Consider the following 12,399-nt stretch of genomic DNA (forward strand, 5'->3'; position numbering starts at 1 on the left):
TCTGTGCAACAATCCGTCCGGATTCAAACGGGCAATGGGATGGATACGTTACAAAACATGCGGGTATTCGTCCGCGTGGTCGACGCGGGAAGTTTTACCGCGGCCGCCCAGCAGATGAATTCGACTACCGCCTACGCGTCGCGCGCGGTCTCGGATCTCGAGGCGCACCTGCGCACGCGTCTCCTGAACCGCACGACACGCCGGATCGCGCTCACCGAAGCCGGCGAGCGCTACCTGCAGCGCTGCGAGCAGATCCTCGCGTATGTCGACCAGGCCGAAGCCGAGGCGGGCGACGCGCATGCGCGCCCGTCGGGCAAGCTGAAGGTGCATTGCTTCACGAGCCTCGGCCAGCACTACCTGGTGCCGGCCATCGCGCGCTATCGCGAGCGCTACCCGGACGTGCATGTCGAGCTGACCCTCGCGCAGCGGATGCCCGATTTGCTCGACGAGGGGTATGACGTCGCGATCGTCGTCGGCCGCGACCTGCCCGATTCCGGGCTCGTGTCGCAGCGGCTCGGCGTGAGCTACAGCGTCGTGTGCGCATCGCCCGCGTATGTCGAGTCGCACGGCGTGCCGCAGCGGCCGGCCGACCTCGCGCAGCACGTGTGCCTCGGGATGATCGCGCCGGGCTTTCACTTCGACGAATGGGCGCTGTCGGGGCCGAACGGCGACGAGGTCGTGCCGGTCACGGCGCCGCCGTTTCGCGTGAACGTCGCCGAGGCGCTCGCGGTGGCCGTGCGGGAAGGGATGGGGATCGGCGGTCTGCCGCTCTATTCGGCGATCGGCTGGCTGCGCAGCGGGCACATCGTGCGCGTGATGCCCGAGTACCGGTCGCACGTGATGAACATCTACGCGCTGTATCCGTCGCGCCAGTACCTCGACGCGAAAATTCGCACCTGGGTCGATTTCCTGCGCGACGAACTGCCGGCCACGCTCGCCGCCGACGAAGCCGCGCTCGAGCAGTACACGCGTGCGACATGACAGCGCGGTTGACCGCGATCTGACGAGATTTGTCCTTCACGCAACATTTTTTTACGAACGCGTGTCAGACAGTTTGATACTGTGAGAATTAACGAGATACGCAACCCCGGAGTGGCAATGGATACGCACCTGATGATCGGCCTTGGAGTCCTGCTGGGCGCGGCCGCGGCTGCCGCGGCGACCCGCGACCTGCTGCGCGCGATGAAGGCGAAGGCGCAGATGAGGCCGGTGCCGGTGCGGGTGCGCGAGCAACGCCGTCCCGGCCGCTGATCGGGCCGTCACGCTCCGGGTCGGAAAAGGCCGCGCAACGCGGCCGCGCGGGCCGGCGTTCAGCCGAGCTCGACGACCTTGTCCCACGCGAACGCGGTATTTTCCAGTTCGCCGGTGCGCCTGTGGATGTAGCCGCGCGGGTTGCACACCACGCGCGTGCCGCCGTCCGCCACATAGTCGAATGACGTATGCGTGTGGCCGTGGAGCCACAGATTGACCGGCGGCTGCACGAGTTCCGCCATATCCGTCACGAATCCCGCCGACGCCAGATCTTCCGCATAACGCGCCGCCAGCGAGCGCCGGTGCGGCGCATGGTGGGTCACGACGATCGTCTGGCCCGCGAACGGTGTGGCGAGCTGCGCTTCGAGCCACGCGCGGCTGCGTCGATGCAGCGCGATCGCGTCCGCCGGCGAGAAATCCCGCTCCGGCGTGCCTGGCGCCGCATGCAGCGCCGCATCGTGCGGCCAGGTCACCTGGATCAATCCCTTGAAATCGAGCATCACGCGCTGCCCGGCCTCGATCGAACCGGCAACGCTGGCTTCGTCGGCGCCGAACAGCGAAAAATCGGCCCAGAGCGTCGTGCCGACCACGCGGTAGCGCTGCGCGGGATCGACGTAGACGTCGTTGTTCAGGTAATGCACGTTGTCGAGCGCCCGCGCCGCATCGCGCATCGCCGACTCCAGCGCGCCGAATTCCCCGTCGTAGTACTCGTGGTTGCCCGGCACGTAGATCACCGGCACCGCGGGATCGAACGTTTCGGCGGCCCAGCGCAGGCCTTCCGCATGATTGTGGATGTCGCCGGCGAGCACGACGAGATCCGCGTCGGCATGCGGGATCGCGTCGGGCAGGTTGCTTTCGAGATGCAGGTCGGACAGGACGCGGACTTTCACGGGCGTGGCTCCGGAGTGGACGGCTTCAGCGCAGGACCTTGCCGGGATTCATCAGGCCGCGCGGGTCGAGCGCGGTCTTCAGCGTGCGCATCAGCGTCGTTTCGACCGGCGACTTGTAGCGCTGCGCGTCGTCGATCTTCAACTGGCCGATGCCGTGCTCCGCGCTGATCGTGCCGTGGTGGCGGTGCACGTTGTCGTAGACGATCCGGTTGATCGGCGCCTGGAACGCGGCCAGGAACGCTTTCGGGTCGCCGCCTTCGGGCATCTGCACGTTGTAGTGGAGATTGCCGTCGCCGAGGTGGCCGAACGTCACCATCCGCGCGCCCGGCGCGGCTTGCTGGATCGCCGCGTCGGTCTCGTCGATGAAGCGCGCGATCGACGAAATCGGCACCGCGATGTCGTGCTTGATGTTGAGCCCCTCGTCGGCCTGCGCGAGCGGGATGTGCTCACGCAGATCCCAGAACGCGCGCGACTGCGCGAGATTCTCCGCGACCACCGCGTCGACCACGAGCCCGGCCTCGAACGCTTCTTCCATCAGTTTTTCGAACAGCGCGCGCGCATGCGCTTCGCTTTCGTTGTCGGACAGCTCCAGCAGCACCGTCTGCGCATGCGTCTGCGCGAACGGGTAGCGCAGTTGCGGGTAGTGCTTGCCGACGAGCTGCATGCAGAAGTCCGACATCAGCTCGAACCCGGTCAGCAGCGGCCCGGCCGCGCGCTGCGCGAGTGCGAGGAAATCGAGCGCCGCGTGCGGCGATTCGAGCGCGGCGAGGGCGGTGACCTGCGCGGCCGGCAGCGGATGCAGCTTCATCACGGCCGCCGTGATGATCCCGAGCGTGCCTTCCGCGCCGATGAACAGGTCGCGCAGGTCGTAGCCCGTGTTGTCCTTGCGCAGTCCGCGCAGCCCGTCCCAGATCTCGCCCTGCGGCGTCACGACCTCGAGCCCGAGGCACAGCTCGCGCGCGTTGCCGTAGCGCAGCACCGCGGTGCCGCCCGCGTTGGTCGACAGATTGCCGCCGATCGTGCAGCTGCCTTCCGCCGCGAGGCTCAGCGCGAACAGCCGGCCGCCTTCGCGGGCGCGCGCCTGCACGTCGGCGAGGATCACGCCGGCTTCGACGGTAATCGTGTTGTTGTGCGGATCGAGCGCACGCACGCGGTTCAGGCGCGTGACGCTCAGCACGGCCTGGCTGCCGCTCGCGTCGGGCGTGGCGCCGCCGGCCAGGCCCGTGTTGCCGCCTTGCGGCACGAGCGCGATGCCATGTGCGTTGGCCAGCTTGACGAGCGCGGCGACTTCGGCCGTGTTCGCGGGCTTCAGCACCGCGCACGCGGCACCCTTGTAGCGGCGGCGCCAGTCGATCAGGAACGGTTCGGTATCGTGCGGGTCGGTCAGCACATGATCGGCGCCGATCGCGTCACGGCACGCGGAAACGAAAGCTTCGGAGGACATCATCACCTTGTCGCGTAAGGGTCAGGACGCGGCGCGCGACTTTTTCGCCGCGCGCTTGAACGGCGCGACGTACGCCAGCGCCGCCACGAAGAAGCCGACGGCGAGCGCGGTCTCGCACCAGCCGAGCGTCGCGGACAGCCCGCGATCGGACATGCCGCGCACGACGCCCTCGGCGAAATAGACGAGTATCAGCATGCTCGCCCACTGCATCGTATAGATGTTACGCCGCCAGACGCCGGGCAGCGCGAGCGCGAGCGGGATCGCCTTGAGCATCAGCGCGGAGCCGCCCGGGCGCAGCGGCGCGAGCCACAGCTCCCACGCGAGCGACAGCGCGATCAGTGCGACGAGGCATGCGGTGGCGATCAGCGCGTGGCGCGGCCGGGCCGCGACGGCGGGGCGGGCGGGGGTGTTCATGCGGTCTCGGCGGCCTGGGCGCTGGACAGGGCCGCCGCTGCGCGCGCGAGCCGCACGCCGAGCGCGGACGCGAGCGCCTTTTCGTCCGCCGACAGCCCGGCGGCTGCCGAGCGATCGTGCTGCGCGACGTGCGATGCGCCGTAGGGCGTGCCGCCGGTGCGCGTCGTGGTGAGCGCGGATTCCGTGTACGGAATTCCCACGATCATCATTCCGTGATGGAGCAGCGGCAGCATCATCGACAGCAACGTGGATTCCTGGCCGCCGTGCAGGCTGCCCGTCGACGTGAACACGCAGGCCGGCTTGCCGGTCAGGGCGCCCGACAGCCATTGCGGTGTGGTGCCGTCGAGGAAATACTTGAGCGCGGCGGCCATGTTGCCGAAGCGGGTCGGCGAGCCGAGCGCCAGGCCCGCGCATTCCTCGAGATCGCGCAGCTCCGCGTACGGCGGGCCGTCGGCGGGGATGTCGGGGGCGGTGGCTTCGCAGACGGCCGACACGGGCGGCACGGTGCGGATGCGGGCCTGCATGCCCGGCACGCTGTCGATGCCGTTCGCGATCGCGAGCGCGAGATCGCGCGTGGCGCCGTGGCGGCTGTAATAGAGGACGAGGATGTCTTTCATGGGCGACGGAGCCGCGTGCGGCCGCGCGCGTGCCCGGTGCAGTCGGCCCCTGCTGGAATCGAGCGGCTATTATAGGGGCTGAAGCCGTCGCGTAGCGCGGCGGCGGCGCGCCATCGGGCGCGCGGCATCAAGAAGGAGAAGTCGTTTGCCGAAGTTGAGCGTCGATCTCGACACCATCAAGCGCCTCGCGCAGTTCGCGGCCCGGCGCAGCGCCGAGGATCGCATCCCGCAAGTGGCGGGCAGCCTCACGTTCACGACGATGCTGGCGCTCGTGCCGCTCGTGACGGTCGCGTTCGCGCTGTTCACCGCGTTCCCGATGTTCGCGTCGTTCCAGATCTCGCTGCAGGGGTTCCTCGCGGATCACCTGATGCCCGCGCAGTTCAACGTCCAGATCTTCAAGTACCTGAACCAGTTCGCGTCGAAGGCGAAGGGGTTGACGACGGCCGGCCTGATCGTGCTCGTCGTCACGTCGGTGATGACGATGATGACGATCGAGTCGGCGTTCAACCTGATCTGGCGGGTGCGCAAGCCGCGGCCGTTCGCGCAGCGCGTGCTCGCGTACTGGGCGCTGATCACGCTCGGCCCGTTGCTGTTCGGCGTGAGCCTGTCGATCTCGTCGTACCTGTTCACGCAGTCGCTGGCGTTTACCGGCGCCGCGCCGTCCACGTCGATCGTCGAGTGGCTGCTCGCGCTCGTCTCGCTGCCGTTGACGGTGCTCGCGTTCACGCTGCTGTACGTGTACCTGCCGAACTGCACGGTTGCATGGCGCGACGCGGTGATCGGCGGGCTGTTCGCGGCCGTCGCGTTCGAGCTCGCGAAGCGCGGCTTCGGCTACTACGTGCGGCGCATTCCGACCTATACGGCCGTCTATGGCGCGTTCGCGGCGCTGCCCGTGTTCCTGTTGTGGGTGTACCTGAGCTGGTTCATCGCGCTGCTCGGCGCGATGGTGGCGTCCGCGCTGCCGGCGATCCGCGTCGGCCAGTTCCACCGCATCCACTACCCGGGCAGCGACCTGCTCGACGCGCTGGAAATGCTCGCGCGGCTGGCCGAGGCGCGCGCCGCCGGCAAGCGCGGCTACACGGCGATGCGGCTCGCGACCATGTTGCGCTGCGACATGGAAACCGCGCAGCGCCTGCTGACGACGATGGAGGAGCGGGAATGGATTGCGCGGCTGGACGGCGGCGGCGAGACCACGCCGCGCTACATCCTGCTCGCGAACCCGGAGCAGTTGACGCTTGCGCAACTGTTCGACGTGCTGGTGATCGATCGCACCGAACTGACCTACCAGCTGCAGCGGCGCCGCAGCCACGTCGACGGCGCGGCGCTGCTCGCGGCGCTGTCGAGCGACCGCTTCGACGTGTCGCTCGCGTCGCTGATCGCTGCGCACCGGCTTGCGGGGGCGCAGCCGGCGGCGATTGCGGGGCAGGCACCGGGCGCCGCGCCCGATCCGCACGCGCGGCCGCCGCGCCCCGCGTGAGCGGGGCGCCCGGCCGCGTTATAACGGGATCTTGCCCGTACAGATATCCTTGAACATCACCCAGTCGCCCATCAGGCTGTAGATCGGGTGCCGAAACGTGGCCGGGCGGTTCTTTTCGAAGAAGAAGTGCCCGACCCACGCGAAGCCGTAGCCGCAGACGATCGCCGCAGGCAGCCACAGCCAGTCGCCGGTCGCGATCGCCATCGCGACGCAGCCGATCACGCCGAGCGAGCCGACGAAGTGCAGCCGCCGCGACGTCTGGTTCTGGTGTTCATTCAGGTAATACGGGTAGAAATCGGCGAAGCTGGCGAATTGCTCCGAATGCGTATGCGCCATGGACGTCTCCTCCGGCCGCTGTTCATGGGGCCATTGTGCTGCCGGCAGTCCGCTTCCGCAAGCGGGGGGCGGCCCGCCGCGCGGGCCCGCGCTTTCCTTTTGACAGGCTTTCCGATAGGATCGAAAGAGGTTTTGCATTCAAGCATGAGGGGACTACGATGCGCGTCAGCGATATTCTGAAAGTGAAGGGCAACACGCTGTTTACGGTGACGCCCGATAAGCCGCTGCGCGAAGCGGTCGATACGATGGCCGAACACGACATCGGTTCGCTCGTCGTGATGGAGTACGGCGATCTCGTCGGCATGCTGACGTTCCGCGAGATCATCCTGCGTCTGCATGTGAACGGCGGCGCGATCGGCGACGTGCAGGTGCGCAAGGTGATGGACGAGCCGCTCACGTGCACGCCGGAAACGGACGTCAACGAAGTGCGCCGGATGATGCTCGAGCGCCATGCGCGCTACATGCCGGTGCTCGACAAGAAGGTGCTGATGGGCGTCATTTCGTTCTACGACGTCGCGAAGACGGTCGTCGAGGCGCAGAGCTTCGAGAACCGGATGCTGAAGGCATACATCCGCGACTGGCCGGAATCGGAAGCCGAAGCGCACAAGTCGTGAACCCTGCCGCGCCCGTCGCCGTCATGCGCGGGCGCCGCCACCCGGCACGCGGCGGCGCAGGTGGGTCCTGCGCCGCCGTTTTTTCAATGACCACACGAGGCCCGCGCAGCACTGCCCAGACGGCGCGCGCGTATTCCGCATGAGCGATCAAACGCAAGCCACTTCCAGGCGGCCTGACGAACGGCGCGCGCACGCGTCGCAGTTCGACCTGCTGCGTGAGCGCCGTTTCGCGCCGTTCTTCACGACCCAGTTCCTCGGCGCGCTGAACGACAACGTCTTCAAGATCGGTTTCACGTCGCTCGTCACCTATCACACCGCGCGGTTCTCCGGCGTCGATGCGAAGACGGCGGCCTTCCTGATTTCCGCGATCTTCATCCTGCCGTTCGTGCTGTTCTCGGCGACGTCCGGCCAGATCGCCGACAAGTACGACAAGGCGACCCTCACGCGCTTCGTGAAGACCTTCGAGATCGTGCTGATGCTGGTCGGCGCGGCCGGTTTCGTCACGCACAGCGCGCCGCTGCTGTATCTGTGCACGTTCATGATGGGGATGCACTCGACACTGTTCGGGCCCGTCAAGTATTCGTACCTGCCGCAGCATCTCGGCGAGCACGAGCTGGTCGGCGGCAACGGCCTCGTCGAGATGGGCACGTTCATCGCGATCCTGATCGGCACGATCATCGGCGGCGCGGCCGCGGGCATCGAGGGCAACGGCGAGCGCGTGCTCGCGGTGAGCGTCGTCGTCATCGCGCTCGCGGGGCGGTTCGTCGCGCAGCGCGTGCCGCCCACGCCGGCGCCGCAGCCCGATCTCGTGATCAACTGGAATCCGGTCAGCGAGACCTGGCGCAACCTCGGGCTCGCCCGGCAGAACCGCACCGTGTTCCTGAGCCTGCTCGGTATCTCGTGGCTGTGGTTCGTCGGTGCGACGTTCCTCACGTCGTTCTTCAATTTCGCGAAGGACGTGCTGTCCGCGAGCCCCGACGTCGTCACGATCCTGCTCGCGACGTTCTCGGTCGGTATCGGCCTCGGCTCGCTGTTGTGCGAACGCCTGTCGCAGCGGCGCGTCGAGATCGGCCTCGTGCCGCTCGGTTCGATCGGCATCAGCGTGTTCGCGATCGAGCTGTATTTCGCGAGCCATGCGCTGCCGTCGCCCGGCCATCTGCTGTCGGTCGGCGAATTCCTGGCCGGCGCGCGCCACTGGCGCATCCTGGCGGACCTGTTCCTGCTCGCGATGTTCGGCGGCTTCTACAGCGTGCCGCTGTACGCGCTGATCCAGAGCCGCAGCGCACCGACGCACCGCGCGCGGATCATCGCCGCGAACAACATCCTGAACGCGCTGTTCATGATCCTGTCGGCCGTGATGGCGATGGGGCTGACCAAGGCCGGCGTCGACATCCCGGGGCTGTTCCTCGTCACCGCGCTGCTGAACGTGATCGTCGCGACGTACATCTACCTGCTCGTGCCCGAGTTCCTGCTGCGCTTCGTCGCATGGGTGCTCGTGCATACGTTCTACCGGATTCGCCTCGTGCACGCGGAGCGGATTCCGGCGGAAGGGGCGGCCGTGCTCGTGTGCAACCACGTCAGTTACGTCGATGCGCTCGTGCTGGCCGCCGCGAGCCCGCGCCCGATCCGTTTCGTGATGGACCACCGGATCTTCAAGACGCGCTTCGCGAGCTGGGTGTTCCGGCATGCGAAGGCGATCCCGATCGCGCCGCGCCACGAGGATCCCGCGATGCTCGCGCGCGCGTACGACGCATGCGAGGCCGCGCTGAAGGAAGGTGAACTCGTGTGCATCTTCCCGGAAGGCAAGCTGACGAAGACGGGCGACATCAACACGTTCCACCACGGCATCACGGAGATCCTGAGCCGCACGCCGGCGCCGGTGATCCCGATGGCGCTGCGCGGGCTGTGGGGCAGCTATTTTTCGCGGCATTCCGATGCGCGGATGCCGCGGCCCATCAAGCGCGGCGTGATGAGCCGGCTGACGCTGGCGGTCGGCGAGCCGATCCCGGCGTCGGTCGCGACACCCGAAGCGCTTCAGGCGGCAGTCACCGAACTGCGCGGCGCGCGTAAGTAGGCGGGGCGGGCCCGGCGGCATCGCCCCGGGCCGTCATGGCCGCCGTGAACGGTCCCGTTCGACCGGAACGGCGCGGGTCGGCAAGCGACGCCCGGGGCCGTTCCCGTGGCCGGCCGGTGTGGTCCGAACGGTTCACACGGCCCGCGTGCCCGGGACGGCTGGCATAATAGCGGCTTACCTCTTTTTCTCGACCGGCAAACGATCGACCTGCCTGCGGCCCGGGCAGCGCATCGGTTTGTCCATTTCTCTTTGGGCGGTTCCATCATGTCCGGCAATACCCTCGGCACGCTTTTCACTGTCACGACCTTCGGCGAATCGCACGGTCCCGCGATCGGCTGCGTGATCGACGGCTGCCCGCCGGGAATGGGGCTGACCGAAGCCGACATCCAGGTCGAACTCGATCGCCGCAAGCCCGGCACGTCGCGCCACGTGACGCAGCGGCAGGAGGCCGACGAGGTCGAGATCCTGTCGGGCGTGTTCGAAGGCGTGACGACCGGTACGCCGATCGCGCTGCTGATCCGCAACACCGACCAGCGCAGCAAGGACTACGGCAACATCGTCGAGACGTTCCGTCCCGGCCACGCCGACTATACCTACTGGCAGAAATACGGCATCCGCGACTACCGCGGCGGCGGGCGCTCGTCCGCGCGCCTGACCGCGCCGATCGTCGGCGCGGGTGCGGTCGCGAAGAAGTGGCTGCGCGAGCGCTTCGGCGTCGAGGTGCGCGGCTACATGAGCGGCCTCGGCGAGATCGACGTGCCATTCGTCGACTGGTCGCACGTCCATGAGAATCCGTTCTTCTCGCCGAATGCGGCCGTCGTGCCGGAGCTCGAGGCGTACATGGATGCGCTGCGCAAGGATGGCGATTCGATCGGCGCGCGCATCGACGTCGTCGCGTCGGGCGTGCCGGTCGGCTGGGGCGAGCCGGTGTTCGACCGTCTCGATGCGGACATCGCAAAGGCGATGATGAGCATCAACGCGGTGAAGGGCGTCGAGATCGGCGCGGGCTTCGACAGCGTCGCGCAGCGTGGCTCGGTGCACGGCGACGAGCTGACGCCGGGCGGTTTCGTCGGCAATCATGCGGGCGGCGTGCTCGGCGGGATTTCGACGGGGCAGGACATCACCGTGTCGATCGCGATCAAGCCGACGTCGAGCATCCGCACGCCGCGCCGTTCGATCACGAAGGCCGGCGAGGAAGCGACGGTGGAAACGTTCGGCCGCCACGACCCGTGCGTCGGCATTCGTGCGACGCCGATCGCGGAGTCGATGCTGGCGCTGGTGCTGATCGACCATGCATTGCGCCATCGCGCGCAGTGCGGCGATGTCGAGACGCCGACGCCGAAGATCGCGGGCAGCGCGACCTGACACAAGCGGGCGGGGCGCAGCGCGTCTCGCCGGCAGTTGCGCGGAGCATGCAAAACGGGGCGCTGCATCAAGCAGCGCCCCGTTTCGTTTGCGGCACCCGAAAAAGCGCGCCGCTCGTGGCGGCGCGTTCCGGCCATTACATGTTCGGGTAATTCGGCCCGCCACCGCCTTCCGGCGTGACCCACACGATGTTCTGCGTCGGATCCTTGATGTCGCAGGTCTTGCAGTGCACGCAGTTCTGCGCGTTGATCACCAGGCGGTCACTGCCGTCGTCGTTCTTCACGAATTCGTACACCGCCGCCGGGCAGAAACGGCCCTCCGGCCCCGCGTACGTGCGCAGGTTAACGTTCACCGGCACATTCGCATCCTTCAGCGTCAGGTGCGCCGGCTGGTTCTCCTCGTGGTTCGTGTTCGAGATGAACACCGACGACAGTCGATCGAACGTCAGCTTGCCGTCCGGCTTCGGATACTCGATCGGCTGGCATTGCGACGCCGGCTTCAGCATCTCGTGATCCGCATGCTTGTGGTGCAGCGTCCACGGCACGTTGCCGCCCATCACCTTCTGCTCGAGCCCGACCATCAGCGTGCCGAGGTACAGGCCCTTGGCCATCCACTGCTTGAAGTTGCGCGCGCGGTACAGCTCCGTGTACAGCCACGACTGCTTGAACGCATCCGGGTACGCGTTGAGCTCGTCCGACTGGCGGCCGGCCTGCACCGCGTCGAACGCGGCGTCGGCCGCCAGCATGCCGGTCTTGATCGCCGCGTGGCTGCCCTTGATCCGCGACGCATTCAGGAAGCCCGCGTCGTCGCCGATCAGCGCGCCGCCCGGGAACACCGTCTTCGGCAGCGACAGCAGCCCACCCGCGGTGATCGCACGCGCGCCGTACGACACGCGCTTGCCGCCTTCCAGGAACGCGCGGATCGACGGATGCGTCTTGTAGCGCTGGAATTCCTCGAACGGCGACAGGTACGGGTTCGTATAACCCAGGCCCACCACGAAGCCGACCACGACCTGATTGTTGTCCATGTGATACAGGAACGAGCCGCCGTACGTATCCGACTTCAGCGGCCAGCCGGCCGTATGGATCACGAGGCCCGGCTTGTGCTTGGCCGGGTCGATCTCCCACAGTTCCTTGATGCCGATCCCGTAGGCCTGCGGATCCGCGTTCGCGTCGAGCTTGAACTTCGAGATCAGCTGGCGGCCCAGATGGCCGCGGCAGCCTTCGGCGAACAGCGTGTATTTCGCATGCAGCTCCATGCCGAGCTGGAAGTTCTCGGTCGGCTCGCCGTCCTTGCCCACGCCCATGTTGCCGGTCGCGACGCCTTTGACCGAGCCATCGTCGTTGTAGAGGATCTCCGCGGCCGGAAAGCCGGGGAAGATCTCGACGCCGAGCGCTTCGGCCTGTGCGCCAAGCCAGCGCGTGACGTTGCCCAGCGAAATCACGTAGTTGCCGTGGTTCTGGAAGTTGGCGGGCAGCGCCCAGTTGGGCGTGGTGACCGCGCTCTTCTCGGACAGGAACAGGAAGCGGTCTTCCGTCACCTCGACGTCGAGCGGCGCGCCGCGTTCCTTCCAGTCGGGGAACAGCTCGGTGATCGCGCGCGGGTCCATCACCGCGCCCGACAGGATGTGCGCGCCGATCTCGGAACCCTTCTCGAGCACGCACACGCCGATCTCGGTGCCTTTCTCGGCGGCCAGCTGCTTGAGCCGGATCGCCGCCGACAGCCCGGCGGGGCCGCCGCCGACGATCACGACGTCGTATTCCATCGATTCGCGCGGGCCATATTGCTCGATGAGGCTTGCGGGGGTCATTGGCGTTCCTCTAACCGTTAGAATGCTTTTATTCGGGAGCGTATTGTCTGCGAAACGAAACGCTTGCCGCAACAGCATGCGGCTAGATTAGCACGATCGTTCTATTT

The 12,399-nt window shown here is 67.4% G+C and carries 12 protein-coding genes; 6 read left to right on the forward strand and 6 right to left on the reverse strand.

Annotated elements, in window-relative coordinates:
* Positions 1–39: 39 nt before the first annotated feature.
* Together CFB47_RS08605 and CFB47_RS41140 are read left to right on the forward strand one after the other, a co-directional pair.
* Positions 40–981 (forward strand): LysR family transcriptional regulator, encoded by a 942-nt coding sequence (locus CFB47_RS08605; protein ID WP_089460957.1) that lies wholly within the window; start codon positions 40–42, stop codon positions 979–981.
* A gap of 117 nt (positions 982–1,098) precedes the next feature.
* Positions 1,099–1,251: a hypothetical protein gene (locus CFB47_RS41140; protein WP_179249978.1), complete on the forward strand. Its 153-nt coding sequence runs from the start codon at positions 1,099–1,101 to the stop codon at positions 1,249–1,251.
* 59 nt (positions 1,252–1,310) lie between these two features.
* Here CFB47_RS41140 and CFB47_RS08610 read toward each other — a convergent pair whose 3' ends face one another.
* The 4 genes from CFB47_RS08610 to wrbA are packed head-to-tail and all read right to left on the reverse strand — an operon-like array spanning position 1,311 to position 4,616.
* Positions 1,311–2,141, reverse strand: coding sequence for a metallophosphoesterase (locus CFB47_RS08610; RefSeq protein WP_089460958.1), 831 nt, complete (start codon positions 2,139–2,141; stop codon positions 1,311–1,313).
* 25 nt (positions 2,142–2,166) lie between these two features.
* Complete coding sequence (locus CFB47_RS08615) at positions 2,167–3,588, reverse strand: FAD-binding oxidoreductase (RefSeq protein ID WP_089460959.1); 1,422 nt, start codon at positions 3,586–3,588, stop codon at positions 2,167–2,169.
* A gap of 18 nt (positions 3,589–3,606) precedes the next feature.
* Positions 3,607–3,999 carry a DUF2069 domain-containing protein gene (locus CFB47_RS08620; RefSeq protein ID WP_089460960.1) on the reverse strand — a complete coding sequence of 131 codons (393 nt, stop codon included), beginning with the start codon at positions 3,997–3,999 and terminating at the stop codon, positions 3,607–3,609.
* Positions 3,996–4,616 (reverse strand): NAD(P)H:quinone oxidoreductase, encoded by a 621-nt coding sequence (wrbA, locus tag CFB47_RS08625; RefSeq protein WP_089456080.1) that lies wholly within the window; start codon positions 4,614–4,616, stop codon positions 3,996–3,998. Before wrbA ends, CFB47_RS08620 begins: the two co-directional genes overlap by 4 nt.
* Positions 4,617–4,761: 145 nt before the next feature.
* On the opposite strand from wrbA, the gene CFB47_RS08630 reads away from it, so the two are divergent.
* Complete coding sequence (locus CFB47_RS08630) at positions 4,762–6,093, forward strand: YihY family inner membrane protein (RefSeq protein ID WP_089460961.1); 1,332 nt, start codon at positions 4,762–4,764, stop codon at positions 6,091–6,093.
* A gap of 18 nt (positions 6,094–6,111) precedes the next feature.
* Here the strand turns inward: CFB47_RS08630 and CFB47_RS08635 are convergent, their stop codons facing one another.
* A complete protein-coding gene (locus CFB47_RS08635; RefSeq protein ID WP_089439869.1) occupies positions 6,112–6,429 on the reverse strand; it encodes an Mpo1-like protein in 318 nt (105 codons plus the stop codon).
* Positions 6,430–6,587: 158 nt separating this feature from the next.
* Here CFB47_RS08635 and CFB47_RS08640 point away from each other — a divergent pair, with 158 nt between their 5' ends.
* The 3 genes from CFB47_RS08640 (at position 6,588) to aroC (ending at position 10,482) form a co-directional block, all read left to right on the forward strand.
* Complete coding sequence (locus CFB47_RS08640; RefSeq protein ID WP_006755543.1) at positions 6,588–7,043, forward strand: CBS domain-containing protein; 456 nt, start codon at positions 6,588–6,590, stop codon at positions 7,041–7,043.
* A gap of 139 nt (positions 7,044–7,182) precedes the next feature.
* The gene (locus CFB47_RS08645) at positions 7,183–9,117 is read left to right on the forward strand and encodes an MFS transporter (RefSeq protein WP_089460962.1); all 1,935 of its coding nucleotides are present in this window, start codon (positions 7,183–7,185) and stop codon (positions 9,115–9,117) included.
* 264 nt (positions 9,118–9,381) lie between these two features.
* Entirely contained in the window at positions 9,382–10,482 is a 1,101-nt protein-coding gene (gene aroC, locus CFB47_RS08650; protein WP_089425194.1) for a chorismate synthase, read from the forward strand.
* Positions 10,483–10,618: 136 nt separating this feature from the next.
* On the opposite strand, the gene CFB47_RS08655 is transcribed toward aroC, so the two are convergent.
* Positions 10,619–12,292: an electron transfer flavoprotein-ubiquinone oxidoreductase gene (locus tag CFB47_RS08655; protein ID WP_089460963.1), complete on the reverse strand. Its 1,674-nt coding sequence runs from the start codon at positions 12,290–12,292 to the stop codon at positions 10,619–10,621.
* Positions 12,293–12,399: the final 107 nt, after the last annotated feature.

This window comes from Burkholderia sp. AU27893, assembly GCF_002223205.1.
Taxonomy (GTDB): domain Bacteria; phylum Pseudomonadota; class Gammaproteobacteria; order Burkholderiales; family Burkholderiaceae; genus Burkholderia.